General features: G+C 61.3%; 19 protein-coding genes and 1 pseudogene. 7 read left to right on the top strand and 13 right to left on the bottom strand.

Annotated features, from left to right (window positions below):
- Positions 1-9: 9 nt before the first annotated feature.
- From nahK to UF78_RS09795, 5 genes are all read right to left on the bottom strand, one after another.
- Positions 10-2670, bottom strand: a complete 2661-nt coding sequence (nahK, locus tag UF78_RS09815; RefSeq protein WP_155397619.1) for a hybrid sensor histidine kinase/response regulator NahK/ErcS' — start codon at positions 2668-2670, stop codon at positions 10-12.
- A complete protein-coding gene (nosP, locus tag UF78_RS09810; protein ID WP_423831469.1) occupies positions 2588-3727 on the bottom strand; it encodes a nitric oxide-sensing protein NosP in 1140 nt (379 codons plus the stop codon). Before nosP ends, nahK begins: the two co-directional genes overlap by 83 nt.
- Positions 3728-4086: 359 nt before the next feature.
- The gene (locus UF78_RS09805; protein ID WP_045161981.1) at positions 4087-5277 is read right to left on the bottom strand and encodes a porin; all 1191 of its coding nucleotides are present in this window, start codon (positions 5275-5277) and stop codon (positions 4087-4089) included.
- A 309-nt stretch (positions 5278-5586) separates the two neighbouring features.
- Positions 5587-8121, bottom strand: coding sequence for a pyrroloquinoline quinone biosynthesis protein PqqF (gene pqqF, locus UF78_RS09800; RefSeq protein WP_045161980.1), 2535 nt, complete (start codon positions 8119-8121; stop codon positions 5587-5589).
- A gap of 125 nt (positions 8122-8246) precedes the next feature.
- A complete protein-coding gene (locus tag UF78_RS09795; RefSeq protein WP_045161979.1) occupies positions 8247-9200 on the bottom strand; it encodes a MerR family transcriptional regulator in 954 nt (317 codons plus the stop codon).
- Positions 9201-9381: 181 nt separating this feature from the next.
- Between UF78_RS09795 and UF78_RS09790 the strand changes: the two genes are divergently transcribed.
- On the top strand, positions 9382-9828 hold the full coding sequence (locus UF78_RS09790; RefSeq protein WP_045161978.1) for a PAS sensor domain-containing protein: 447 nt from the start codon (positions 9382-9384) through the stop codon (positions 9826-9828).
- Between the two features lie 159 nt (positions 9829-9987).
- Positions 9988-12624, top strand: a complete 2637-nt coding sequence (locus UF78_RS09785; protein WP_045161977.1) for an EAL domain-containing protein — start codon at positions 9988-9990, stop codon at positions 12622-12624.
- A 68-nt stretch (positions 12625-12692) separates the two neighbouring features.
- Here UF78_RS09785 and hemH read toward each other — a convergent pair whose 3' ends face one another.
- Together hemH and UF78_RS09775 are read right to left on the bottom strand one after the other, a co-directional pair.
- Positions 12693-13718, bottom strand: a complete 1026-nt coding sequence (gene hemH / locus UF78_RS09780; RefSeq protein ID WP_045161976.1) for a ferrochelatase — start codon at positions 13716-13718, stop codon at positions 12693-12695.
- A 60-nt stretch (positions 13719-13778) separates the two neighbouring features.
- Positions 13779-14690: a TIGR01777 family oxidoreductase gene (locus UF78_RS09775; RefSeq protein ID WP_045161975.1), complete on the bottom strand. Its 912-nt coding sequence runs from the start codon at positions 14688-14690 to the stop codon at positions 13779-13781.
- Between the two features lie 324 nt (positions 14691-15014).
- Here UF78_RS09775 and UF78_RS09770 point away from each other — a divergent pair, with 324 nt between their 5' ends.
- From UF78_RS09770 to UF78_RS09760, 3 genes are all read left to right on the top strand, one after another.
- Positions 15015-15977: a YbgA family protein gene (locus UF78_RS09770; RefSeq protein ID WP_045161974.1), complete on the top strand. Its 963-nt coding sequence runs from the start codon at positions 15015-15017 to the stop codon at positions 15975-15977.
- Positions 15978-16000: 23 nt separating this feature from the next.
- A complete protein-coding gene (gene phrB, locus UF78_RS09765) occupies positions 16001-17428 on the top strand; it encodes a deoxyribodipyrimidine photo-lyase (protein ID WP_045161973.1) in 1428 nt (475 codons plus the stop codon).
- A gap of 131 nt (positions 17429-17559) precedes the next feature.
- Positions 17560-18321 (top strand): SIR2 family NAD-dependent protein deacylase, encoded by a 762-nt coding sequence (locus UF78_RS09760; RefSeq protein WP_045161972.1) that lies wholly within the window; start codon positions 17560-17562, stop codon positions 18319-18321.
- Positions 18322-18327: 6 nt separating this feature from the next.
- Here the strand turns inward: UF78_RS09760 and UF78_RS22580 are convergent.
- From UF78_RS22580 to UF78_RS09750, 3 genes and pseudogenes are all read right to left on the bottom strand, one after another.
- Positions 18328-18489: pseudogene (locus UF78_RS22580) on the bottom strand (amino acid ABC transporter ATP-binding protein); the annotation flags it as partial.
- On the bottom strand, positions 18486-18797 hold the full coding sequence (locus tag UF78_RS09755) for a DMT family transporter (protein WP_045161970.1): 312 nt from the start codon (positions 18795-18797) through the stop codon (positions 18486-18488). The gene UF78_RS09755 and the pseudogene UF78_RS22580, both read right to left, overlap by 4 nt.
- Positions 18797-19432 carry an FMN-dependent NADH-azoreductase gene (locus UF78_RS09750; protein ID WP_045161969.1) on the bottom strand — a complete coding sequence of 212 codons (636 nt, stop codon included), beginning with the start codon at positions 19430-19432 and terminating at the stop codon, positions 18797-18799. The genes UF78_RS09755 and UF78_RS09750 overlap by 1 nt, the downstream gene beginning before the upstream one ends.
- Positions 19433-19549: 117 nt before the next feature.
- Between UF78_RS09750 and UF78_RS09745 the strand changes: the two genes are divergently transcribed.
- On the top strand, positions 19550-20434 hold the full coding sequence (locus UF78_RS09745; protein WP_045162073.1) for a LysR substrate-binding domain-containing protein: 885 nt from the start codon (positions 19550-19552) through the stop codon (positions 20432-20434).
- 6 nt (positions 20435-20440) lie between these two features.
- On the opposite strand, the gene UF78_RS09740 is transcribed toward UF78_RS09745, so the two are convergent.
- Positions 20441-21061, bottom strand: coding sequence for a glutathione S-transferase (locus tag UF78_RS09740; RefSeq protein WP_045161968.1), 621 nt, complete (start codon positions 21059-21061; stop codon positions 20441-20443).
- A gap of 104 nt (positions 21062-21165) precedes the next feature.
- The gene (locus UF78_RS09735) at positions 21166-23142 is read right to left on the bottom strand and encodes an ATP-dependent helicase (RefSeq protein ID WP_045161967.1); all 1977 of its coding nucleotides are present in this window, start codon (positions 23140-23142) and stop codon (positions 21166-21168) included.
- Positions 23143-23330: 188 nt separating this feature from the next.
- Here UF78_RS09735 and UF78_RS09730 point away from each other — a divergent pair, with 188 nt between their 5' ends.
- Entirely contained in the window at positions 23331-24407 is a 1077-nt protein-coding gene (locus tag UF78_RS09730; RefSeq protein WP_045161965.1) for a UV damage endonuclease UvsE, read from the top strand.
- A gap of 561 nt (positions 24408-24968) precedes the next feature.
- Here the strand turns inward: UF78_RS09730 and UF78_RS09720 are convergent.
- Entirely contained in the window at positions 24969-26102 is a 1134-nt protein-coding gene (locus UF78_RS09720; RefSeq protein WP_045161964.1) for an aminotransferase class V-fold PLP-dependent enzyme, read from the bottom strand.
- Positions 26103-26138: the final 36 nt, after the last annotated feature.

The following is a 26138-nucleotide window of genomic DNA, read 5'->3' as shown; positions in this document are numbered from 1 at the left end:
TCCTTCCGGTCAGCGGAGCCATTGCGAATGGCCGTGTTCCAGCATGTGGCACATGGCGGTCTTGAGCTTCATCGGCCGCACCGGCTTATGCATCAGCATGTGGCCCAGCTCACGCACTTGCTGCTTGAGTTCATTGCTGTAATTGGCGGTGATCATCAGCACCGGTAGCGGGCTGGCGCGGCGCGCGTTGACCGTGGCGACCACCTCGACGCCGTTGCAGCCGTTATCGAGATGATAATCGGCGATGATCAGATCGGCGTCGGCATGGAAGTTATCGACCTGCCCGGCCAGATCTTCTTCCGAAAGCGCGGTGATCACCATACAGCCCCAGCCTTCGAGCAAAGTACGCATGCCCGCACAGATCGCGGTGTCATTGTCGACTACCCAAACCCTGGCCCCTTTGAGGCGTTCCAGCAGCAGGTCCGAGGAGCTCGGCTCCTGCCTGGCCTTGGGCGCACGCTTCGACAGCGGTACTTCGACGGCGAATACCGAACCGCGCCCCGGCTGCGAGCGAACCAGGATCCGGTGACCGAGCATGCGCGCGATCTTGTCGACGATTGCGAGCCCCAGGCCAAGCCCGCGGTCCTGGTTGGGACGCACCCCCTCGCCTCGTTTGAATTCGTGGAAGACTTCTTCCAGGCGATCCTCGGCGATACCAACCCCAGTATCCCAAACCTCGATGGACAGGCTTTGCCGCCGACGCCGGCAACCGAGCAGCACGCGACCTTGAGGGGTATAGCGAATCGCATTGGTCAGCAGGTTGCGCAGAATCCGTGCCAGTAGCTGGATATCGCTGCGTACCAGCGCCGAGCATGGGATGAAATCCAGCTGCAGGTGCTCGGCGCCAGCGATCTGGCGGAACTCCACAGCCAGGTTTTCCAACAGCTCGCTGACGGCGAAGGGGGCGATATCCGGCTTGATCACACCCGCGTCGAGCTTGGATATATCCACCAAAGTACCGAGCAGGTTCTCCACATCCTCCAGGGAATTACTGATGTTGCGAATCAGGCCGCCGTTCGGCGCAACGGGTTGCTCGAGCAAAGCGCTGGTGAATAGCCGTGCGGCATTGAGTGGTTGCAACAGGTCGTGGCTGACCGCGGCGAGGAACTTGGTCTTGGATAGATTCGCCAGCTCCGCTTCACGCTTGGCTTCGCGCAGGCGGGCTTCGGCATGGGCGCGCTCATCGATTTCACACAGCAACTGCTCATTCAGGCTGGTCAGCTCCGCGGTACGCTCGCGCACGCGTTGCTCAAGGTTCTGATAGGCCTGATGCAAGGCTTCAGCGGTGCGGCGGCGGTCGGTGATGTCCTGGATCAGCACGAAGATGCCCGCCACCTCGCCATTGGCCTGCCGATTCGGCACATAGGAGCGCAGCATGTACCGCTGCTGGCCCGAATGGTTGGGCTCGGCCATTTCGAAACTGACGTTCTCACCGGACATGGCGCGTTCGATATAAGGTTCGAGCTGCTGCCAATGTTCCCCGCTGTGGATCTCACGCAGGGACTGACCGAGCATGCCGTCGCTTGGCCAGCGATACCACTCTTCGTAGACCTTGTTGGTGAACTCGTAGGTCAGATCCGCCGAGACGTAGGCGATCAGCGCGGGAACATGATCAGTGATCAGGCGGATCCAGCGTTCGCTCTCGCGCAGCGCCTCGGCATGCCGGTAGCGCTCGGTAATGTCGGTGAACGTATTGACGAAGCCGCCAGTGGGTAACGGATGAGTGCGGACTTCCAGGGTACGGCCATCGAACAGGTGTTGCTCTAGCTCGCTCAGAGGATTGCCCCGGGCATCGCGGCTGTTGGGTGTCAGCAGTTTCAGTTCACTGTCGGCCATGACCTCTTCGAACGGCCGGTGCGCCTCGATCGGTGCCAGGCCGCAAAGCTCCAGAAAACGACCGTTCCACAGCTCCAGGCTGCCATCTGCGCTGACCATGGCGACGCCTTGGGACAGGTTGTCCACGGCGCGCTGGAGCAACCGCGACTTTTGCGCCAGGGCCTGCTCACGGCGCATGGTTTCGCTGACCTTGACCTCGGTAATGTCGGTGTAGAGCATTACCAGGCCGCCCTCACGGGTCGGCCGTTCGCTGAGTTGCACCCAGCGCCCGCTCTGCAGACGGTAGACGGTTGGCTCGTTGGCCTTGCCGCGATGCTCTTCGGCGATCATCCCGCTGCTTTCAGCCAGTCGTTTGAGTTCCGAAAGCCGCGTGCCGCTGTTGATGCGCGCCCGAGTACGGCTCCACAACGACTTGAAGCGCTTGTTGAACAGGACGATGCGCTGATCCTTGTCGAACAGCACGAAGGCATCGGAAATGCTCTCGATGGCGTCCACCAGATGCTGATGTGCGGTTTCGGCGCGCATTCTTGCGTCGCTGAGCAGGCGGTTGCTGGCTTTGAGCTCCGCCATCGCCTGGTTGAGCGCATCGGTTCGCTCGCGCACCTGTTCGGCCAGTTCGACCGAGTGCTGGAAGGCCGCGTAGGATGCATCGCGCCCGGAGCCGCTGGACTCGATGCGTTCGATCAGCGCGGCGTTGATGCGCCGCAGCTTGTGGTTCTCGCGTTCGAGTTCGGCCTGTCTGAGGCGTAGCTCAGCGAGCGCTCCTTTCTCCAGCCCGTCCTCCAGGCCGACCGATGGCGACGCCGGTGAAGGTCTGGTTGATGTGCATGCCATTGAACTGCTCTCCGTAGGTGTTGAAGCCGATCACCTGTTGGCGTCGGAGAAACGCGGACATCTGCTGCGTCGAACCGTCGCCTTCGATTTCCAACCGCCGCAAAAAGCAATCGCAGCCGATGGTCAGCAGTGGCGAGCCGAGGCGCTGTTCGAGCCGTTCGAACAACGCCTCGAGATTCGGCATCATCGGCCCGGGTTGCATGGCGGTCAGGACGATGCCGTTCTCCACCGCGCAGTAGAACGTCAGGCTGAGGTCTGCGTTGACCTTCTGTATCGAGCGCACGTAGTAATGCTCGTTGATGCGCACCGCCAGCGGGTGGGCGGCGAACAGCCGGTGGTCGAGGTCATTGACGTTCACGCCGATAAGCCGGGCGTATTCCTCGGCGGCGGGCTCGGCGTTCAATTCATAGACGCGCCGGGCATGACTGTCGGCGTGCGTCACCACGAGCTTCTCGCTGCGCGCCAGCATGTGATGAGTGGTGAAGACCTCAAAGTCCAACCAGGTATTGACCAACACGACGATGGCTGCACCGCTGTGGAACTTGCCGTCGTAGTAGACATGGGTGTCAGCTAGATGATTATCGTCGCCCGCCGAACCGCCGAAGTGAGGAATGCTGCCGAAGGCGGCACTCAGGGCCGATAGCACGATTTCCTCGCGGCTGGACAAACCATCGAGCAGCGTCAGGGCGAAGCTGTGGTTCTTGATCGGCGCCAGCGAGTTGCTCCGACAGTCGCTGCCGAGTCGCTCGACCAACTGCTGAGCGTCGATCAGCCCGAAGCGATCCATTTCGACGATCAGCTCGCTGGCAATGGAAAAACTGCGGTGATCGAAACCAATCGCCGTGACGCAACTGCGCCCGTAACCCTGCGAGGTGATCTCACCGGCCGAGGTGCATCCCACCACCCTTACGCCGCCGAAGTACTGCTTCAATGCATCACCCAGCGCCGGCAGGTCATATTCGGCCGAGCAGAAGAACAGGACAAAACCCAAGTGCGGATGAATCAGCTGACGCGCCAGATCCTGCGCCACCGTCTCGGCGTCATGGGCTTCGGACATCGCTGTGCGTATCGCCTCGCCGTCTTGTTCGATCACGCACCGCACCCCATACACCGATATTGGATGACCTCATTCTTGGTCAGGGCATTCGGCACGAAAATGCTACTTCAGTACCGGTGGTGCCCTGCCAAGGTCGCGATGCGACAAACGCACTCGGTAGTCATCGGCGTCGGAACCCCCGGCCGTCCCGGGACGCTTGAACGCTTCGCCCCGAAGATAGGCCTGCATCAGCCTGGGCCTCTCGCAGCGAGTGCTGTTTCGGGGCCAACGATTCGTGCAGAAAAAAGAAACCCCGCCGTTTCGGCGGGGTTCGTCACCGGCAGGTCGCGCAGGACCTCCGGTGCGTGCAGCAGTGGGATTTACCAGTTCAGCACGGCGCCCACCGCGAAGGTATTGGTGTCTTCATTGAGACTGCTTCCAGCAGCCGCGTCGACTTCATACTGGTTGTACTCGGCCACCAGTTTGAGGTTGTCGTTGATGGTCCGGAAGTAGGCGATCCCACGGGTTTCATAATCGGCCTCGCTACCCAGCGCCACCACGTTGTTGCCGTCGTCCTGGGTCTTGCCGTACGACAGCGCGAGGCGGTTCTTGCCAAAGGTATAAGAACCCTGCAGCAGATAGCCGTCACTGTCGGTTTCGCGTAAAACCGGCTCGAGGAAGTTGTTGGTGAAGAACGGGCTCATGCCCTTGGCCTGGAACCCGGAGGCGGTCAGCGAGACCCCACCCATCTTGGCTTGTACGCCGTAACCGAGGCCTTTGGAGGTTACTTCATCCACGGTGGAGTCGGTATTGTCAGAGGTCTGATAGGCGCCGTTCAGCCAGGAGTATATCTGCGCGCCACCGACATCGAACTGGTAGGTGACTTCCGACTCGAAGCGCGGATTGTCCTGGTACGACTGGCCGCCGTTGGTGGTGTCGTTGTTGGTGTCGACCGGGTCCATGATGCCGGCGGCCACGCGCAGCCCTTCCATGACCGGCGAGCGGTAGGTGATCTGCGAGGTCGGGAATGGATAGGGGTACCCGGTGCCGATGTTGCCAAACGAAACGCCGGCACCATCCACCAGACCGAGAGCGTCGGCCGAGTTGCCAAAGCTGGCCAGCATCTCGTCCATGAAAATGTTGGAGCGAGCAAACAGACCGAAATCCTTACCGATCAGGACCTCGCCCCACTCGCTACCAACGGTACCGTAGAACTGGCGTACGTCGATGGCGGTGGCCGTGCCGTTGGTATCGCTGTCGTTGATGGTGACCCAGAAAGATGAACGCGCACCAAGCTTCAGGTCACCGACCTGCTTGCCGAAGTTGAAGCCGATCCAGTTGGGCAGGAATCCCATCTTCACCCGCGACTGGCGGCGGTCGTTCAGCTCGCCTTCGCGGTCGACGTCGCTGTTGACGAAGAAGGCGTTCACATAGCCGTCGGTGGAAAAGGTAGTGTCGTCCTGGTCATACAGGACAATTTCAGCCATGGCCGACTGGCTCAGGCTCATGGCAATCGCGCTGGCCAGAGCCAGGGGCAAAAAGGTGGTAACCGCTTTCTTCTTGTTGTGCATGGCGCTCTCCGCTGATGTGACGACAGGCAGTCGTGTCGAGGCGGATTATCGAAAGCGCAACCGCGAGGCCATACGCTGCTATGGCGGCAATTGGCTACTTCTTTGGCCGCTAGCGTTGTCTTGCGCTTTAAGCACATGCCCGTCATGCCGGAGGAACTAGCGCCTAGGTAGTACGCCGTCACGCTTAGGTATGCCCAGGCAACACCATACGGGCCTGTCCGTACGGCCAAATCATGGCGTTTGGATCGATTAAAGATGGCGAGGATCCGCGCGGCAATGGCGCGAGAACGGCGCAGCAGCGGAGCGGAATCAGGACCAGTCAGGGGCCGGCGCGGGTGCGTTGGCAACCACGACCCAGCCCCCGGTCGCAGCACGCAGGGCATCCAGGGCTGCGGTTAGATCGTCGCGTCGCAGGCTGCACATGGCGGCGGCAACCTGCGCGGGATGCGCAACGTCATGCCCTGCCAGGACGCTCTGCCAGGCCTGCTCTGCCCGGGCGTGCAGCTCTGTCGGACTGACAACATGCCTGTCGCTCGCTTCGCGGGCGGCACGCTCGACGATCTCGGTGGACTGCTCCGCCAGCGTCGTGGCGAAGTCCAATAGGAAGGTCTGAATATGGTCAAGAATCGCTTCGGCGGACGCCACTGGCGACTGCACCGCGAAGAGCATGCCGGCGTGGCCACCCAACTGACAGAAGCGACTGAAAACCGCATACCCCAGCTGCAGCTCGCTGCGCAGGCGGCGGAAGAAGGCCCCTTCAAGCAGACGCGCTAAGACACGCCAGGCCGCTTCGCATGCGACCGTGCGGTCCGGCAGCGGACAAAACAGCAGAAAGGCCGTTTCGGCCATGGGCGCCCCGCCGCCGATATCGTGCCAACGCCGGCCTGCGAAATGGCGGGCCATTGCGACGGGTGCGCTCGAGGGCGTTCCCGGCAGCCTGCTGATCGCATCCGCGAGCGAGTCACTGAAGGCCGGTGCAAAGCCTATTGCCAGACCGTGCCATTGCGCCGATTGCCAGTACCGAGACAAGGCTAACGGCTCCGTCAATACGGCATCCCGACCGGCGTTCCGGGACACGCTCGCGAGCAGCCGAGGCAAGCGTTTGAGCAGTTGACGGATCAGCATCTCACCGTCACTGAGGGCCACCTCACGCTCGGCAAGCCGGTCGCCCAAGGGGAAAGATTCCGCGGGCGGCTCGAGCAGCAGCCGCGATATGTCGCCAAGAATCATCGGTATGGCCTCGGCGAAGCCCTCGAGTGACAGGCACCAGCCCTCCACCAGATCCTCGAAACGCAGCGTTACGCCGGCCTGCTGCGCCGCCCAGATTCCCGAGCGCAAGGCATGCGACAGCGCGTGCCATAACCCCGACGGTGGCTGCCCGGCAGCGAATCGCCAATGCACGAACAGCGCCCCACGACCGCTGGCATCATCTGGCCCGAGCCGCCGTAGCGCCGGCGTTACCGAACGGGCCCCGTGCGTCGCGGCACAGGGCTGCAGCCACGGATTGGGTGCCGGCTGTTGCCAGCCCCAGGAGTGCGGTTCTGTTGGCGACGGCGTTTCCAGTCCCAGGCGCAGCGGAAAACCGCCGGTTTCGATGGCTTCGCAGGCGGCGGTGTCAGCGGTCAACACCAGCGGGCCGGCCCCGATCATCTGCCTCAAGAGCGTACCCAGCGCCTCGCGGATCACCACTTCGTCGCTGTCGTTGGCCCAGGCCAGCGGGTCCGCCCAATGGCGTAGCTTGGCCAGCGGCTCGGCACCCTGCAGGCTTCGCTGACGGATGCTTCGATACTCTTCGCGACAGGGTTGCCAGCGTGCCTCGTCCGAGAAGAAGCGCAGCCAGTCGAGCACCGCGTCGACAATCCTCGCTCGCTCGGCTAAGCCTCGCGCGGTCAGCATCAGCTCGATGACCACCACGCCCTGCCCCGCATGCCAATAAGGCACGCGCAACTTCAACGATTGGCACAGGTCTGCCGCGCGTAGCCGCTGGACAACACTTTCAGGCGCCTCGGACGCTATCCAACTGGCAAAGTGATCCAGTGCTGGCGCGCCGTGCTCAGGCATCGCGTCAAGGGCGAACAGGAGATTCAGCCGCGGCTGAGCGCTTGCGATCTGTAACCGAAGCCAGCTATCACGATTGCAACGCAAAGGCTGCACGGCGCGGGTGACGGCGCCGCCCGCTGTGAGCGTGTCGTCCGCCAGGGCCGCGAGCCGCTGCAGTTCGGCAACGCTCTGCGGTCCGGCCAACAACAGCTCCATCTGTCCACACTGGTAGAAGCGCTGATGAAAATCGAGCAGCGTCTGCTGAAACTGCGCATCCTCCACCGGTAGCGTGTCCCGGTTGCCGGCATGAAAACCGCTGAACGGGTGAGCAGGATCGAAGGCTGTGCTCAATGCGGCATCGCAGAGCGTTTCGATGTCCTGGGCGCGGGCGCGGTATTCGGCATGCAACACCTCGCGTTCGCGCAGCTGTGCAGAGGGATCGAGCAGCGGATGCGCCAGCATATCCAACAGACGCCGCAAAGCTGCTTCGAGCTTGCTGGCCGGGAGCTGGAAGAAGAAGTCGGTATGACGTTCGCGAGTCGAGGCATTCAACTGCCCGCCGCACCCCTGAACGAAAGGCATCAGGCTTTGTGCCGCGCCATAGTCGCGACTGCCGAGAAACAGCAGGTGCTCGAGGAAATGGGCCAGCCCTGGGTAACTCTCGGGAGCGTCATGGGAACCGGCATGAACCCGCACCAGGGCGGCGGCCTGCGCGCCGTGCGACAACGGTAGCAGGCGCACCCGCAATCCTTTGGTCAGAGCCACTTGTGGAGGACGCTGCGTCGGATCGGAAGTCTGGAGCATGGCGTCATCGTGTTCCGGCTGAGGTCGCTAAGCATCGCGCCGAGTCGCGGCCGACACAATGATGCTTAAGCATCGGACCCTGCGCGCCGTTCAGCAAGGCCGGCTGACGGCCGTGTCGGTGGTCGTTAGGTATCCAGATGCCCGTCGAGAAGCTGCAACAGGCGGCGCTGCATCAACTTGCCCGAAGTGCCGAGGCAGGCAATCGAGGCCCCTCTAAAAACTTCTTCCGAAAATTCTGTCCCCTCGCCTACCAACGCCAGCGGGCAGTCGATGCCCAGCGAGAGCTTGGTCATTTGGCGCATTAGTACCGCGCTCGGCGGGGCGTTGACATAAAGCACCAGCGCGCGCGGACGAGCCTTTTCGCAAACCAGCGGAAGCTCATCGAGAGGCTGTCCGAGCCCCAGCACATTGACGGCTACGGTGTCGCTGGACAGCAGCAGACCGGTGATCAACAGCTCGAGCTCTCGACACGGTCCTGGCAAGGCCGCTAGCAAGACGCGCTTTTCTGCCTGGCTGCTGGCAATCTGTAACCGCTGCAGCACGCGGGCGCGGAGGAACGCATCGAGAAATAGCCATTCGCTGGTCTGGCCATATTCGCCCTGACGCAGCAGCAGCTGTTGCCACACTGGAAGCAACACATCCTGAAAGACCGCCGCCTGCGGATAGAGGGAGAAAATCTGCCCGTAAAGCTGATCCAGCCGGGCCCCATCGAAACTGCTCACGGCGTGCTGCACCTGCACCATCCATTCGCTCCATTCACCTATCGCTTCCTGCTGCTCCACCGGTAAGGCGGCTCTGGTTGCAGCATGGCGGGAAAGAATGCTGCCCACCTTGCTGACGGCGACGCCACGGTCGGTCCAGGACCGGATGCTGCGAATGGATTCAATATCGGTCAGGGAATAAAGGCGATGGCCACTTTCGGTGCGGGTGGGCTGGATCAGACCATAGCGCCGCTCCCAAGCGCGCAGCGTGACCGGGTTGACGCCCGTCAGACGCGAGACTTCCCGAATCGGGAACAGCTCTTCCTGCCGGAGCGTGTCGGAAGAAAGCCGTGTGGATACCTGGGCAGGTTCGGTCATGACGCGGGCAGCTCATGCAGATGATCGGCGCATTGTAGCCCAGGCCCGAGCCGTTCAGACCGTGCTGAAATACGCAGTTCGGCTCGCTCCAGTATCGACCGGCCGCTCTGCCCCACGCCAGACCGTGCCGTCCCGTCCGAAGTTGATCTAGAATGCCGCGACCACGAATGAGGGGCCTCAGATGATCAATGCCAAGCTGCTGCAAAGGATAATCGACGCCTCGAACGATGGGATCGTGATTGCCGAGCAAGAGGGTGAGGACACCATCTTGATCTATGCAAACCCAGCCTTCGAACGCCTGACCGGTTACGCCGTGGAGGATATCCTCTATCAGGATTGCCGCTTCCTGCAGGCAGACGACCGCGCCCAGCCCGGTGTCGCGGCGATTCGCGAGGCGATAAGGAGCAGCCAGCCCTGCCGCCAGATCATCCGCAATTACCGAAAGGATGGCAGCGCGTTCTGGAACGAGCTTTCGATCACACCGGTATTCAACGAAGCTGACCAACTCACCTATTTCATCGGTATTCAAAAGGACGTCAGCCTCGAGGTCGAGACTGGACAGCGGGTCGTCGAACTGGAAGCCGAAGTGCAGCAACTCAAAAGTCAGCTCGCCGCACTTAAACGCTAACCGCCTCTGGTCGTCCTTTATCCATTTGCCCTTCAGCCGGTCAAACTGTCGCCGATACGCTTGAAGCATGGCCGATGTGTCAGATCGCCCTGCTGCGAACAGATAGTCAACCATTAACCACCGCCTAGCTGAACGGCGGATGCATTCGGACCCGTATCCTTGACCGCCTACGCTTTCGCCGAAAACGCAACGGTAATGCTCGCTCTCTGCTGGCTGCTGTCCTATACCGCGCGCCAGTGGGGACAGCGCCATCACCGCCGGGCAAAGTGCATGGCGGGCCTGTGGTTCGGCGGCGCCTGCATCGTCGGCATGCTGATGCCGCTCTCCATGCAGTCGGGAATCATATTCGACGCGCGCACCGTGGTGCTGAGCATGGGGGCGCTGTTCGGCGGCCCGATCGTCGCCGGTATCGCCGGCGTGTTGGCAGGCAGCTACCGGTTGTGGCTCGGCGGCTCGGGCGTCTGGGTCGGGTTGCTCAACGTAATGCTGCCAATCGGTCTGGGGCTCGGCTATCGATATTTTCATCAGCGCGGACAACTGGCGATCGGCTTCCGGCCGCTGCTGCTGTTTGGCCTGCTGCTGCATGCTTGCGTTGTCGCCACCCTGCTGCTTTTGCCAGCGCCCTTCGTGGCACCCACCATCGATCAGGTCGCGGTTCCGATGTTGCTGGTCATGCCGACCGCGGTGGTGTTACTCGGCCTGATGCTGGCCGACATGCTCAATCGCGCGCAGATCGAACGCGCGATGCACCTCAGCGAAGCTCGCTTGAGGGCTATTACCCAAGCGATTCCCGACGTGCTGATGGTGCTCGATGAGGATGGTCGCTACCTTGAAGTGATCGCCAACGATGCCGCCGTTTCCCATGGCACTGACCCAACGTTGGTGGGCAAAACCCTGGATGACGTGCTTCCAGCATCGCAGGCATCGCGTTTTCGTGAATTCATCCGCAGTACTCTCGCCAGCGATTCGCCCGGCCTTTTCGAATATTCCATCCAAAGCGCTGGCGGGCTGAAGGTCTTCGAAGTACGGGCACAATGCCTGACATTGGCGCAACCGTATAAGCCGGCAGTGGTCTGTCTGAGCCGCGATATCAGCGAGCGCGCCAATGCCGAGCAGGAGCGGCGCATCGCCTCGATCGCATTCGAAAGCCAGCAAGGCATGATCATCGCCGACGCGGAGAATCGTATTCTGCGGGTGAACCAGGCATTCAGCGATATCAGCGGCTACAGCGCAGCGGAAGCCATTGGTCAGGACACTCGTCTGCTCGCCTCCGGACGGCACACTCCCGACTTCTACCAGGCCATGTGGCGCAGTATCGAGCAGACCGGCGCCTGGCAGGGGGAAATCTGGAACCGGCGCAAAAGCGGTGAGATATACCCCGAGTGGCTGTCGATCACTACGGTTCTTGACGCGCACGGCAAGGTGTCGCATTACGTAGCGGCTTTCACCGACATCACCGAGCGCAAGGAAGCGGAAGAGCGCATTCATCACCTCGCCTTCTACGATCCACTGAGCGGCCTGCCTAACCGCCGTTTGCTGCTTGATCGTCTCAAACAGGCGTTAGCAGCATCCAATCGCAGCCAGCGTTACGGTGCATTGATGTTCATCGACCTGGACAATTTCAAGAACATCAACGATTTGCATGGCCATCAGGCGGGCGACCAGCTGCTTTGCCAGGTCGCCGAACGACTAAGCAACGAGGTCCGCACGATCGACACTATCGCCCGGCTCGGCGGCGACGAGTTCGTGGTCATGCTCGAAGACCTGGACTTACGGGCGGAATATGCGGCAGCCCGGGCCGAGCAGATCGGAGAAAAACTGCTCGCGGCGCTCAGCGCGCCTTACCGGCTGGAGTCGCTACTGTTACACAGCAGCGCCAGTATCGGCGTAGTACTCCTTAATGCCTGCGACGGCGACGCCGAGGAGCTGATGAAGCGCGCCGACATGTCCCTGTACGAAGCCAAGCAAGCTGGTAGGAACGCGCTGCGCTTCTTCGACCCGCGCATGCAGCAAGCGGTGCAGGAACGTTTGCGTCTGGAAGAGGAGATTCGCCGCGGGCTCGACGCCGGCGAGTTCGTGATTCAGTTCCAGGCACAGATCGAACGACATCGGGGGCTCGTCGGGGCGGAAGTGCTGGCGCGATGGCAGCATCCGCAACGCGGCCTGCTGTTCCCTATCCACTTCATCGGACCGGCCGAGCGCGCTGGACTGATCGAAGCGCTGGATTTCGTCGTACTGACCCAGGCCTGCGAGCAGCTTGCCGCTTGGGCCCACCAGCCGGGCCGAGACGAACTGACGCTGGCGGTCAACCTCAGCGCGAGCCTGCTGTATCAGTCCGACTTCGCCCACCGCCTGCTCGAGCTGCTGGAGCGCACTGGCGCCGACCCACGACTACTCAAGCTCGAGATCACCGAATCATTGCTGCTGGATGACATGGAAGAAGCTGTCGTGCGGATGAACATCCTGAAACAGCACGGCATCCGCTTTGCGATCGACGATTTCGGCACCGGTTATTCGTCCATGGCCTACCTGCAGCGGTTACCGCTCGATCAGTTGAAGATCGATCAGTCGTTTGTCCGCCAGTTGGCCGAGGACCCCAGTAGCCAGATGATCGTCCGGGCCACCTGCGCGCTCGCCGCGGGGCTCAATCTGGAAGTCATCGCTGAAGGGGTCGAAACAGAAGCGCAACGCTCGTTGCTGATTGCCAACGGCTGCGAGATGTTCCAGGGCTACTTGTTCAGTCGCCCCGTCCCACTGAACGAGTTCGAAGCGCTGCAGCTTGTAGTCGTGGCGTGATCGCAGGCTTCCGTAGCGGGAGCCGCGCTCGCACCTGACCCACTGAGCTGCAAGCTGTGGCTGGCCTCCTACAAGGCCTGCGGCGCCCTCCGGCAGAGCGCGACCAGCGCCTGCACCCAGCTTTCGTGCGTATTCAGGCAGGGAACCAGCTGCAGGTTTTCACCTCCCGCGCCAATGAATTGCTCACGGCCGCGATCACCGATTTCCTCCAGGGTTTCGATGCAGTCCGCAACGAATGCCGGGCACATCACCAAGAGCTTTTTCACGCCCATAGCCGCGAGCTCTTCCAGGTGCGCTTCGGTATAGGGCTCGATCCACTTGGCGCGGCCTAACCGTGACTGGAACGAAACCGACCACTGTTCCGGGCGAAGCCCGGCGCGCGTGGCGAATGCCGCGCCACTCTGCATGCATTGGGCGCGGTAGCAATTGGCGAGCACCTCGCCTTCGGCTCGCTGGCAGCAGTCCGCGCTTTTCAGGCAATGCGAGCCCGTCGGGTCGGTCTTGTGCAGGTGGCGTTCGGGCAAACCGTGGAAGCTCAACAGTAGATGATCGAAATCCTGCGCCAGGTACGGCCGAGCACTATCGACCAGCGCGTCGAGGTATTCCGGCTGGTCATAGAACGGCTGCAGGATCGAAAGCTTGATCTCGAGGCGCTTCTCTCGGATCACACGCTGCGCCTCGTCAATGGCGGTAGTCGTGGTGCTGTCGGCGAACTGCGGATACAGCGGCGCAAAGGTCACCTGCTTGATGCCCTGCTTCGCGAGCTTGACCAGCTTACTCTCGATCGATGGCTCGCCGTAGCGCATTGCCAGTTCAACGGGACCTTCAGTCCAGTAAGGACGCACTGCATCGGTCAGGCGCTGGCTGAGCACGACCAGTGGCGACCCCTCCGGCCACCAGATCGATGCGTAGGCATGAGCGGATTGCGCCGGGCGTTTGACCAGAATCAGCGATACCAGCAAGCGGCGGATGGGCCATGGCAGATCGACGACATAGGGATCCATCAGAAATTGATTGAGATAGCGGCGCACATCCGCGACCTCGGTAGAAGCCGGTGAACCCAGGTTGACCAATAACAACGCCTGCTCAGTCATGCATATTCCTGACTACTGATTAAAGAATTACGCCGCCAACCCGCCGCGGGCGGCGCATTTTCACACAGCTGACTGCGGCTTGCGCAGGTCCGCCAATGCCGCATCCAGCTCGACGAAGCGAAAGTGAAACCCTGCTGCCCTCAACCGCGCCGGGATTGCCTTCTGACCACCGAGAATCAGCCCGGACAACTCACCCAGCGTGCCTCTCAAGGCGAGCGCCGGAACCGGTAATATCGCCGGACGCCCCAGACTGCGCCCCAGGGCCTTGGCGAATTCGGCGTTGCGCACCGGTTGCGGCGAGCAGGCATTGTAGGGGCCGTGCGCAGCCGGCTGCCGCAACAGAAAATCTATCAAGGCGATTTCGTCGTCTATGTGAATCCATGGCATCCATTGCCGGCCGCTACCCTGACGACCGCCCAGCCCCAGCCGGAACAGTGGCATCAGACGCTGCAAGAATCCTCCGTCTCGGGCCAACACCAAACCGGTGCGCACCAGGACAACGCGGATTCCGAGGCGCTTCGCGCGCATGGCGCTTTCTTCCCAGGCTCCGCAGAGCTGGCTGGCGAAATCGTTGCCGGCAGGGCCATCGTCTTCGCTCAGCTCGCGCTCGCCCCCATCGCCGTACCAACCCACTGCCGAGCCGGATATCAGCACCTGCGGTTGCTTCAATTGCCCGGACAGCCATTCGATCAGCTGCTCGGTAAGATTGATCCGGCTGTTCCAGAGCAGCAGGCGGCGCGAGCGGGTCCAGGGGCGATCTGCGATCGGTGCACCCGCCAGGTTGATAACCGCATCCAGCGGAACTTGATCCATCTCCTGCAGCTGACCGACGCCCGTCACCCCCTCGCCACAGCGCTCGGCCACTCGCTCCGGCGTACGGCTCCAAACCCAGAGCTTATGCCCCTCTGCCAGCCAGTACTGGCAGAGCTTTCGCCCGATCAGGCCAGTCCCACCGGTCAGCAATATGTTCATGATGGCGACCTCCTTGGTTCAGCGAAGGACCGCTCCTGCCCCGGAGGCTGGACGGCCATGTACTTGATAATAGCCTTGTACAGGCAGGGTTAATATGCACAGCTTTTAGCCGCACTGTGGGGCGCGCCGTCCCACTCCGCCGCGCAAAATCGTCGCCTCGGCGTTGCCGCCGGCTTCTTTGCGGAAAATCCAAAAACCTGTGATACCACGCATGATCATTCGGGCGAGGTCATTGAGACGATTGACTTGTACAAAGGCGAACCTAGAATGGACAAAATTGTACATATAAGTATGTCTGTACAATAAATAGTTGAGGCCAGCCCAATGCTTACTCCGTCACGTCCTGTCATCAAGATTGGTATCAGCGCCTGTTTGCTGGGCAGTCCTGTACGTTTCAATGGTGGTCACAAGGAATCACGGTTATGCAGCGAAACGCTGGCTCGTCATTTCGAATTCGTGCCGATCTGTCCGGAAGTGGCCATCGGCCTGGGTACACCACGCGAGCCGATTCGGCTGGTCGGCGAGCCCACCAATCCTCGTGCCGTCGGTACCGTGCATCCGGAGCTGGACGTCAGCGACGCGCTAACCGCCTACGGCGAGCGGATCGCCGCTGAACTGGATGACCTCAGCGGCTACATCCTGATGCAGAAGTCCCCCTCCTGCGGTATGGAGCGGGTGAAGGTTTATCAGGCCAATGGTCATCCGGTTGATGGCGGCGGATCCGGTCTGTTCGCGCGCGCCCTCATGCAGGCACGGCCGGATTTGCCGGTGGAAGAAGACGGCAGGCTCAACGATCCGGTGCTGCGAGAAAACTTCCTGACGCGGGTCTTCGCCCACGCCGAATGGCAGCGCCTGCGGGATACTGGACTGACGCGCAAGGCACTGGTGGATTTCCACTCACGTTACAAGTATCAGCTGATGGCGACCGATCCATTGCAGTACAAGGCACTCGGTCGGATGGTCGCGACGATCGGCAAGATGCCGTTGGACGAATTCGCTCCCACCTACTTCCGCCAATTGATGCAAGCCTTGAAGAAGACCGCGTCGCGCGGCAACCACAGCAACGTGTTGCAGCACCTGAGCGGCTACTTGAAACGTGACATCGGCAGCGAAGATAAGCAGGAGCTGCAGCACCTGATCACTCAATACCGCGAAGGCGTCGTGCCGCTGGTGGTGCCGCTGACGCTGCTCAAGCATCACTTTCGCCGGCATCCGGATCGCTATGTTGCCAATCAGGCCTATCTGCAGCCGCACCCCGAGAATCTCAGCCTGCGCAACGCAATCTGACGCGACTGGAAACCAAATCTGAAATGACTCAACTGCTCTGGCTGCGCAGCGACCTGCGCGTTGCCGACAATACCGCCCTGGCCGCGGCTATGAACGCCGGCCCCACCGTCGCCCTGTATCTGATTACCCCCGCGCAATGGCTCGCCCATGACGACGCCGCGTGCAAGATCGACTTCCAGCTGCGCAACCTGGGCGTGCTCTCCACGCGTCTCGCCGAGCTGAACGTGCCGTTACTGATTCGCCGTGTGGAACACTGGCAGGCGGTACCGACGCAGATCGTCGATCTGTGCCGTCAGTATCAGATCGACACCCTGCATATCAACGATGAGTACGGAGTGAACGAGCAACGCCGCGACGAGGCGACCGCCGAAGCACTTCGCAATACCCCTACGAGACTTCAGCGGCACCTGGATCAGTTGCTCTTTGCGCCGGGCAGTGTGAAAACCCTCGCGGGCGATTGCTTCAAGGTCTTCAGTCAGTTCCGCAAGGTTTGCTATTTGCGCCTGAGCCATTCGCTGCCGCGCTGCCTGCCAGTGCCCGCCCCGCAAGCCTGGATGCCCGTTCCTAGCGATCCGGTACCAACGGCCGTTGCAGATTTCGCCTCGCCCAGCGACGTATTACGTGGGCGCTGGCCCGCAGGTGAAGAGGCGGCACACAAGCGCTTGGCATCGTTTGCCGAGCATGGCCTGGCCGAGTACCAACAGCGTCGCGATTTTCCCGCTCAATCCGGTACCAGTCAGCTGTCGCCATACCTGGTTGCGGGCGTCATTTCGCCGCGACAATGCCTACACGCCGCGTTGGCAATGAACCAGGGCGAGTTAGACAGCGGTAATCCGGGCGTTGTCACCTGGATCAACGAATTGCTCTGGCGGGAGTTCTACAAACACATCCTCCATGGCTATCCGAGGGTTTCGATGGGTCGGGCCTTCCGTAGCCAAACCGAGGCCCTGCCCTGGCGCCACGCACCCGACGAGTTGGCGGCCTGGCAACAGGGTCGCACCGGCTTTCCGATCATCGATGCCGCCATGCGTCAGCTGTTGGCGACCGGCTGGATGCACAATCGACTGCGCATGATCGTCGCCATGTTTCTGAGCAAGAACCTGCTGATCGACTGGCGCGAAGGTGAGCGCTGGTTCATGCGACACCTGATCGATGGCGACCTCGCCGCGAACAATGGCGGCTGGCAATGGAGCGCCTCGACCGGCACCGACTCGGTGCCCTACTTCCGCCTGTTCAATCCACTCAGCCAATCGGCCAAATTCGATCCGCACGGTGACTTTCTGCGGCAATGGTTGCCGGAGCTGGCTCACTTGAGCAACCGAGACATCCACGACCCGCGCGCTTCCAGCGGGCTCTTCGGCACCCCCGGATATCCGCTGCCGATCGTGGATCTGACGACGAGCCGCGAGCGCGCCCTGTCCGCCTTCAGGAATCTGGGCGAGCGACTGTGATTCATCCGTTCTCGCCGCGCTGAAGCCAATGCCGGTTTGTAGCACCGATTGGAATCGACATGACGCGGTGTTTTGATTGCGCCTTGAGAAGCGAAGAGCTTCACCATGAACAATCGACAGGAGCCGAGCCCATGATCCCTGCCCCGCTGATCGAGGCACTGCGCCAAGCCCGCCATGTGGTGGTATTTACCGGTGCTGGCGTCTCGGCAGAGAGTGGCATTCCGACATTTCGCGACTCGCTGACCGGTCTTTGGGCGCGTTTCGATGCCACCTCGCTGGCTACACCCGAAGCTTTCCAAGCGGACCCCGCGCTGGTCTGGGGCCGGTACGAATGGCGCCGCATGAAGGTCCTGCAGGCTCAGCCAAATGCGGCCCACCTGGCCATCACCGAATTGGCCCGACAGGTGCCCCGTCTCACGCTCGTTTCACAGAACGTCGACGATCTGCATGAGCGCGCCGGTAGCACCGAGGTCGTTCATCTTCACGGCAGTTTGCATCAGCCGCGCTGTTGCAAATGTGGCGAATCCCCAAAGCAGCCGCTGGACATGCCCAACGAGCCGGAAGGCGGCCGTCGGCTGCAACCGCCAAGCTGCACCATTTGCAGCGGCCTGTTGCGTCCCGGTGTCGTCTGGTTTGGCGAAAACCTTCCTGCCGCTGCCTTGAGCGCCGCCTTCCAAGCCGCAGAAACGTGCGACCTGCTGATTTCGGTCGGCACCTCCGGCATGGTTTATCCCGCCGCAGAAATTCCTGGGCTTGCCTGGCGTGCCGGGGCGGTCATCGTCCACGTCAATCCCCTGCCCCATAGGCAGCACCGCGAACGGGAATACACCTTGGCTGGCCCAGCGGGCGAACAGCTGCCGGCACTGGTCGCGCAGGCGTTCGGGGATCGCTGAGCGCCGTTAAAGGCTGACCGAGCCGATAGATTGTTGCAGCTCGATGGTCTGCGGATTGGCGAACAGCTCGCGGGAATCGCCAACCTCATACACCTTACCGTGGTGCATGAACACCAGCTTGCTGCCCACTTCACGGGCGAAGCGCATCTCATGGGTGATGACCATCACTTGAGACCGGCAATGCCCGCCACGATCAGTGCGATCGACAAGAGCTTGAGCGGCGTCAGCGCCTCGCCCAGCAGCAAGGCACCCAGCAACACCGTGCCCAGCGTGCCGATACCGGTCCATATGGGATAAGCGATGCTCACCGGCAGATCGCGCAGCGCCAACGTCAGGAAATAAATCCCCGCGCTCGCGCCGACGACCACCAAACCACTGGGAAGCAACCGAGTGAAACCCTCGGCATACTTCATCGACATCGCGAACAGCACTTCGAAGCCAGCTGCCAGCAGGAGGAATGCCCAGCCGCTGGCCATCAGAAGTCCATCGCCAATTGCGCCAGACGCCGCTGCGCAGCCTGGTAGGAATCTTCGAATGCCATTCCACCGAACTCGTCGTTTTCCACAGCAATCACCTCGACGTCGGTAATGCCGATCAGTCCCAGTACATCGCGCAAGTGGGTATCGGCATGATTGAGGTGGGCGTTCACACCGTCCGGACCGTAGCCGCGATCACCTCGGGTGGTAATGATCAACCCGCGCTTACCCAGGACCCGTGGTTTGTACTGGCTCGTCGGGTCCTCGGGGGTGAAGTCGAAGGTCCGGCCGATGCGCACGATCTGGTCGATCCAGGCCTTCACCCCACTGGGAACACCGAAGTTGTACATGGGCGCGGCGATGACGAGACGATCCGTGGCGAGCAACTCATCAACCAGCTCATCGCTGAGAGCAAGGTCCGCCTGCATCGTCGAGGAACGGGTAAGGGGGTCGTGAAAGGCGGCTGCAACCCAACCTTCGGTTACTGCGGGTAATGAAACGCGCCCTACCTCCCGATGCGTGATCTCAGCGCCATGCTGCTCGGCTGTCAGCGCCTCGAGGAAGTGATCGAGCAAACGCCGAGAGTGTGAACGCTCGCCTCGTGGGCTACCTTGCACAGCTAGAATTTTTTTCATCAGTGACCTCCGTAAGCCGCGCCAGTGCGGCTGTAGGAGCCAAGTTATTTGCTGCCAGCCCGGACGACAAATGAGCAATACTCGTCCAGAATGAATTCAATTCACCTGAGCATCGATATGTTCGCGAATCTGCCTCTCACTGCATTACGCACCTTTGAATCGGCGGCGCGGCTGAAAAGTTTCAAGTCAGCAGCCGAGGAGCTCGCGGTAACGCCCACTGCCGTTTCCCATCAGATCAAGCTGCTCGAAGGCTGGTTGGGGGTACCGTTGTTTCAGCGGATGGCCCGCGGCGTACGGTTGACTGACTGCGGCGAGCGGCTGTTTCGCAGTCTGCATGGGGCGCTGCTGGACGTCGTGCAAACGGTCGACCATTTGCGCCCCCAACCCAGTACCGGCAGCCTGACGTTGTCCACGACGCCGGCCTTCGCCGCACTCTGGTTGATCCCGCGGCTCGGGTACTTCTATCAGGCTCACCCAGGCATAAAGGTGCGTGTCGAGACCAGCACCGAACTGCTCGATCTGCATCAGGATGCCAGCATCGATCTGGTGATCCGCTATGGCTATAACGATCACCCCAGCTTGCACAGTCAATGCCTGCTCGACGAGTGTTTCGGCGTTTATGGCGCACCGGGCCTGCTGGCGTCGCTCGACCCAACGCGCCTGACCCTGATTACCGTGCGCTGGCGCAATTCGCAGCTCTATGATCGCAGCTGGAAAGCCTGGTGCGAGGCTGCGGGCGAGACATGGATGGACACCGCCGAGCTGCGTGAATATGACGAGGAGCATTACGCCTTGCAGGCCGCCATTGCAGGACAGGGTCTGGTGCTGGCGAGCAATGTGCTGGTGTCGCAGAGCCTGGCAATGGGGCTGTTACAGCCCTACCGCAGCGAAATTACCGTATCCGGCGCCTCCTATACGGCGCTCTGCGTCCCCGGCCGCGAGCGCCACCCACCCGTGAAGGCCTTCCTCGACTGGCTGACCAACGAATCCTGCAGCCGCTGAGCCCGATCAGGTTAGCGGCGTAACCACCGCGGTCTGATACGCCGTACGCTGCTGCAATCGCTCATACCAGTCGCGCAGGTGCGGCTGATCCGGCCGCTCGATCGGCATCTCGAACCAGGCATAGGCGAAACATCCCAGAGGAATGTCGCCCATGCCGAATGAAGTGCCGGACAGATAGGGCTGCTCCGAGAGCGTCCGATCGGCGATCGCCAGCAACTTGCCGCATTCCGCCAGCGCCGCCTGCACCACCGCCATGTCGCGTTGTTCCGGTGCGGTACGCACGATGTTCCAGAACAGCGGACGGAAGGGTGCGGCCAAGGATGACGTTACCCAGTCCATCCATTTGTCCGCCTCGGCACGCCGGCGCGGATCGGCATTCCATAGCGGTTCTGCGCCATATTGCGCGGCGAGGTAGCGGACGATGGAGTTGGACTCCCAGAGCACCAGCTCGCCGTCTTGCAGGCAGGGCACCAGGCGATTCGGATTCATCGCAGCATATTCGGCCTCACCGACTACGCCGAAGGTGCCACCGGCGTCGATGCGTGTGTAGGGCACACCGAGTTCTTCCAGACACCACAGCGCCTTTTTCACGTTCGTTGAATTGATCCGACCCCAGAGCTTCACCATGCATCTACCCTCTCATCCGCCAGCGCTGCGCGCCAAAACCTGCACCCTAGCGGTAAACCGGTGACATCAGCTAGCACTGCGATGCGCCATCGGACGGTATATCGCTACCGACTCCTCCCCCGGCCAGCCAGCAGCCGAGTTGCACCCTGGGGCTTGTGCGTATACCAGAACACCCGACTGACGCCACGGGTGATCGCCACATAGGCCAGGCGCAAAGCCTCGTCGGCCATGGCCTGATCGTAGCTGTTGCGAAAGAACCCGCAGTAGGCATACAGCGCGTTGCGCAGAGGGTGACGCTCAGCTGGCAGGCAGTCATCGACGATAATCGCAACCTCCGCCTGCAGGCCCTTGGCGCGGTGAATGGTGTAGGTCTTGACCGGCAACTTGCGGTCCAGCTGCGCCTCGATGGCCCGCAAGGGTTCGTTACGCCGGCTGAGTACCAATACCGCATTGCGGTCCGCGTTCGGTCGCTTGCCGACATGTTCGCACTGGGCCTGAATCTCGCGGACCAGATCAGGCAGTTGCGTCTTCACGTCGAAACGGGTGATCAGCTTCACCCCATGGTCTCCCGGCTGCGTCGCTTTGGCCGCCTGGCTGGTCTTTGCCTGCTTGAACGCCACGTCGCCCAGCACTGCCTCGCCATCGCGGATGATGGGTTCGATCGAGCGGTAGTTGGTTTCCAGCATCAGCACCCTGCTCTTCTTCGACGCGCCGCGCCCGGGGAAGTACTTATCGAAATCCATGAACAGTTCCGGCGAGCTGCCACGCCAACCATAGATCGACTGCCAGTCATCGCCAATGGCCATCAGACTCACCGTTTCGCCCTGGCGGGTCAGCGCACGATGCAGCGCCTGCAGCCACTGCACGATCTGCGGCGAGATGTCCTGGAATTCATCGATCAGTAGATGGCTGAACGGTGCCAGGGCGGCGGGCGGCAGGCCGCGATCGGCCAAGCGTTTAGTCAACCCTTGGAAGGCACCGTTGAAAGTGGTCAGCCCTTCACGCTCAAGAAGAGCCTGGAAATGCTGCCAGAACAGGCCTAGCGCTTCGATGAACGCACGTTCAGCTGCGGAGCAGTCCATCCGGTCCGGTTGCATCTGTTCGATCCGGATGCCGATGCTCTCGATAAAACCGGCTTGCACGTAGAAGGCCTCGAACAACGGTACCGCGCTGAACTCGCCGACCAGTTTGAACTTGTCGAGCGGCGCTTTGGGTACGCGCTTGCGCTTCGACTCGTCCGGCAACGGCAGCTGCAGCAGCTCGTGCACCCGCGAACGGAAATCTTGATCTTCGGCGTAGCAGTTCTGGTAGGCCTGTTTCAGCAGACGCTGCTGTGCCGGCCGCAGACGCGCGGTGGTCAGTGGATTGTCCAGGTCGGTGGGTGATGCGCCCTTCTCGTCCAATTGCTCGAACCAGACCGGCTTGCCCAGCACGTCCTTGGCCAACACCGCCATCGCCGAGTGGAAGGTTCGCACGCATTGGCGCGCACTGGCCGGATCGAAATCGAAGTTCCAGAAACCCAGCACCCGAATCAATTGCTCGCGCAGTTGCGCGCAGGAAGCATTGGTAAAGGAAATCACCGTCAGCCGCTCTGGCGCGATGCCCATGTGACAGAGCATGAAGACCACCCGCAACACGAGCGTGGTGGATTTGCCCGAGCCGGCCCCAGCAAAGATCCGCGTCACCGGGCTATCGCTGAGGATCATTGCCCATTGTTCGTCCGAAGGCGCACAGATCACGCCCGCTTCGACTGCACGACCGACTCGCAAGCGCATTGCCTGGACCTGCGGGTCGTCGACTACGAGCTTTGCCGGCCCGTAAATGCCTTCGCTAGCAGCCTTGCGCGATGCAACCCGAGGCTTGACGGTCTTCTCCCCGGCCGATTGCTTGGGCGCGCGACCGACCTTGGCCGGCGGGGTGCCGGGCTTCTTGGTGGCGCGCTTGGCTGTACTGGTGGTGGCACTGGGCCAGCGCCGCAGCACCAACTCTTCCTCCGACTGCAAATAAGCCGATGTACGAGGGAAACAACGTGTCAGGGCCCCTGACAGCAGAAGCTTGTAGCGCTTGACGGCAGACAACATGAAAAACCAACCGGTGCATCAACAGGTGATTGTTATGGTAAGGGTTTTTCGCCGCCGGCTGGCGTCCACGCAAGGGATCGATCAACTAACGTTCGTCAGATTAACGGCACGCCATGCGGGGTCTGGGCACTAATGAGGACAGCCATCTGTAGCACCCGGCTCAGGAGTGCTGCTCACCACAGGTCGTTATGTTCAGAATCGGTTTCGCCTGCATGTACCGCCATCCCGGCCACAGCGAGTCGCTGAAGGAGCTGGAAACCATCGAACGCGCCTTCAATCCGCGTTCGACCACGCTGCGCTGGCTCAACAGCGTGTCGCAAGACGTGGCACGGGAAAAGCTCAGCGACATCATCGAGCACAACCTGACGGCACAATCGCGGCTGCTCGACTACGTCGGCACGCTGCCAAAACAGTTGCGCATGCTGCGCCTGAGCAGCGATCTACTGCCCTTCTACAGCCACCCCGAAGCCGCAGACTTCTACCGCCAGCCCGACGTGCGCAAAATGATCGAGAATGGTTTTTCCAGAATCGGCGCCGCTGCCAGGTCACTGGGCATCCGCCTTTCGCTGCACCCCGGCCAATACTGCGTACTCGGCTCGGACAAACCGCAGGTGGTAGAAAACAGCCTGGCGGAGTTCGAGTACCACGCCGACATGATCCGCATGATGGGCTTCGGCCGGCAGTTCCAGGACTTCAAATGCAACGTTCACATCGCCGGTCGCCTGGGTGTAGAAGGCATACGGGCGGTATGGTCGCGCCTGTCGCAGGAGGCCCGCTACAGCATCACCTTCGAAAACGAGGAGAAAACCTACGGTGTCGATGACTGTCTGGCGCTGGCCGATCTGGCGCCAGTTGTGCTGGACATCCACCACTGCTGGATCAACGAGGATGACTACATCGACCCGCACGACCCACGGGTGGAGCGGATCATCGACAGCTGGCACGGCGTGCGTCCGACCATGCATTACTCGCAACCACCGGAAAGCCTGATGGAGCTGGGCTTCTGCGCAGAGGAGAAACTCGAGATGCCGGCCCTGCTGGAGAAAGTCAGCAAGCGCGACTTGTACAGCCATAGCAAGCGCATGTGGAACGACTGGACCAATCAGTATGTTCGAGAATTTCTAGACCGCTTCGACATGATGTTCGAGGCCAAGGACAAGAACCTTGCGGCCCTGGATTACTACGCCGGCTACCTGGCAGACGGGGCAGCGGTAAAAGCCTTTAACGCCGCCACAAATACAGGAACCGGAGGGAGTCATTGCTAGTGTGGAAGTTGCGGTTGCAGAGCGCACGACTAGCGCTGGCCTGCCTGGACGGCTCAGCCCGCCTGGCGAGTCCCTGCGCAAACCCCGTGACGGTTTGCGCAGGGAATGGAAGTTAAGAATTCCTGACTTGAATGTCTTGCTCCCTGCGCTTGGCCAATATGTCAGCCGCCACAAGTGCCAGTAGCGGTAGCACACCGACCTTCAGCGCGAGCTCCCATGATCCAAGGAAACCAATCAGTACCGCTCCTACAACCACGATTACGGCTATGCAGTGCGCACAGAAGCGCCACAATTCGAGTGCAACGACCTGAGCATTCTGGTTGTTGATCATACTGAGCCCCTCTTTGTTGTTGTAGTAAGCCTTGTATAAGGTTCAGCGTAGCTACCCTGAGCACATGCGCAAACACAATTTTGTTTCAAAAATGTGTCTAGGACGCAGGTTCCAGCGATCTTCCCCAACAGCTCGAACGAAGCCAAACGGCTCGATAAGGGTTGCCAACTCCATCGTCGCCCAGCTTCGGTGGCATACGACGACGTATCGATGATCGAACGAGTCGTCTGTTACTCGCCGAGAATCTTCCCCAACGCGCGCTGCAGAATCTCGACGGTACGGTCCAGGTTTCTCAGCTTTTCCAGTCCGAACAGGCCGATGCGGAAGGTCTGGAAATCAGCCGGTTCGTCGCACTGTAGCGGTACGCCCGCGGCGATCTGCAGCCCTTGCTCCGCGAACTTGCTGCCATTCTTGATTCCGCTGTCGGTGGTGTAACACACCACCACACCAGGCGCCTCGAAGCCAGTCGCCGCAACGCTGTTGAAACCTTTCTCGGCAAGAAGCGCCCGCACCCTGCGACCCAACTCCTGCTGCTGCGAACGAAGCTGCTCGAAACCATAGCCTCTGGTTTCGAGCATGACGTCACGAAACCGCGCCAAGGCGTCGCTCGGCATAGTCGCGTGGTAGGCATGCCCGCCCTGCTCATAGGCCTGCATGATCTGCAGCCACTTCTTCAGATCGCATGCGAAGCTGCTGCTCTGGGTTGCCTCGACACGCAACCGGGCCGCCTCGCTGAGCATCACCAATGCGCAGCAAGGTGATGCGCTCCAGCCCTTCTGCGGCGCGCTGATCAGCACATCGACACCGCTGGCCTGCATGTCCACCCAGAGCGCGCCGGAGGCGATGCAATCCAGCACGAACAAACCGCCAACCGCATGCACCGCCTCGCCCACCGCCTGCAGATAGTCGTCCGTGAGGACTATCCCAGACGAGGTTTCCACGTGCGGCGCAAACACTAGATCCGGTTTCTGTGCAGCAATGATGGCAACCACCTCGTCAATAGGCGGGGGCGTGAATCCAGCCTGGGGGCTCTGGCTTTGCGGTCGCGCCTTGAGCACGGTGGCGTGCGAGGGAATACCTCCCATCTCGAAGATTTGGGTCCAGCGATAACTGAACCAGCCATTGCGAATCACCAGACAGCTGCGCTCATGTGCCAGTTGGCGTGCCACCGCTTCCATGCCGAACGTGCCGCTGCCGGGCACCACCGCCACCGCGTGGGCGTTGTAAACGGATTTGAGGGTGGCGGAAATATCGGTCATCACGGTCTGGAACGACCGGGACATGTGATTCAGCGAGCGGTCCGTGAAGACGACCGAATATTCGATCAGCCCATCAGGGTCGACGAGCGGGTAAAGGTCCGACATGGAGATGACTCCGCAACAAGAGAGCTGACTTCGACC

Source organism: Stutzerimonas stutzeri, assembly GCF_000952685.1.
GTDB lineage: Bacteria > Pseudomonadota > Gammaproteobacteria > Pseudomonadales > Pseudomonadaceae > Stutzerimonas > Stutzerimonas stutzeri_E.
This window is presented reverse-complemented; position numbering and strand designations above follow the sequence as displayed.

Bases quoted from the DNA above. Each gene is read 5' to 3' on its own strand.
- nahK (WP_155397619.1), bottom strand. From the start codon at position 2,670: ATGGCATGCACATCAACCAGACCTTCACCGGCGTCGCCATCGGTCGGC.
- nosP (WP_423831469.1), bottom strand. From the start codon at position 3,727: ATGTCCGAAGCCCATGACGCCGAGACGGTGGCGCAGGATCTGGCGCGT.
- UF78_RS09805 (WP_045161981.1), bottom strand. From the start codon at position 5,277: ATGCACAACAAGAAGAAAGCGGTTACCACCTTTTTGCCCCTGGCTCTG.
- pqqF (WP_045161980.1), bottom strand. From the start codon at position 8,121: ATGCTCCAGACTTCCGATCCGACGCAGCGTCCTCCACAAGTGGCTCTG.
- UF78_RS09795 (WP_045161979.1), bottom strand. From the start codon at position 9,200: ATGACCGAACCTGCCCAGGTATCCACACGGCTTTCTTCCGACACGCTC.
- UF78_RS09790 (WP_045161978.1), top strand. From the start codon at position 9,382: ATGATCAATGCCAAGCTGCTGCAAAGGATAATCGACGCCTCGAACGAT.
- hemH (WP_045161976.1), bottom strand. From the start codon at position 13,718: ATGACTGAGCAGGCGTTGTTATTGGTCAACCTGGGTTCACCGGCTTCT.
- UF78_RS09775 (WP_045161975.1), bottom strand. From the start codon at position 14,690: ATGAACATATTGCTGACCGGTGGGACTGGCCTGATCGGGCGAAAGCTC.
- UF78_RS09770 (WP_045161974.1), top strand. From the start codon at position 15,015: ATGCTTACTCCGTCACGTCCTGTCATCAAGATTGGTATCAGCGCCTGT.
- phrB (WP_045161973.1), top strand. From the start codon at position 16,001: ATGACTCAACTGCTCTGGCTGCGCAGCGACCTGCGCGTTGCCGACAAT.
- UF78_RS09760 (WP_045161972.1), top strand. From the start codon at position 17,560: ATGATCCCTGCCCCGCTGATCGAGGCACTGCGCCAAGCCCGCCATGTG.
- UF78_RS09755 (WP_045161970.1), bottom strand. From the start codon at position 18,797: ATGGCCAGCGGCTGGGCATTCCTCCTGCTGGCAGCTGGCTTCGAAGTG.
- UF78_RS09750 (WP_045161969.1), bottom strand. From the start codon at position 19,432: ATGAAAAAAATTCTAGCTGTGCAAGGTAGCCCACGAGGCGAGCGTTCA.
- UF78_RS09745 (WP_045162073.1), top strand. From the start codon at position 19,550: ATGTTCGCGAATCTGCCTCTCACTGCATTACGCACCTTTGAATCGGCG.
- UF78_RS09740 (WP_045161968.1), bottom strand. From the start codon at position 21,061: ATGGTGAAGCTCTGGGGTCGGATCAATTCAACGAACGTGAAAAAGGCG.
- UF78_RS09735 (WP_045161967.1), bottom strand. From the start codon at position 23,142: ATGTTGTCTGCCGTCAAGCGCTACAAGCTTCTGCTGTCAGGGGCCCTG.
- UF78_RS09730 (WP_045161965.1), top strand. From the start codon at position 23,331: ATGTTCAGAATCGGTTTCGCCTGCATGTACCGCCATCCCGGCCACAGC.
- UF78_RS09720 (WP_045161964.1), bottom strand. From the start codon at position 26,102: ATGTCGGACCTTTACCCGCTCGTCGACCCTGATGGGCTGATCGAATAT.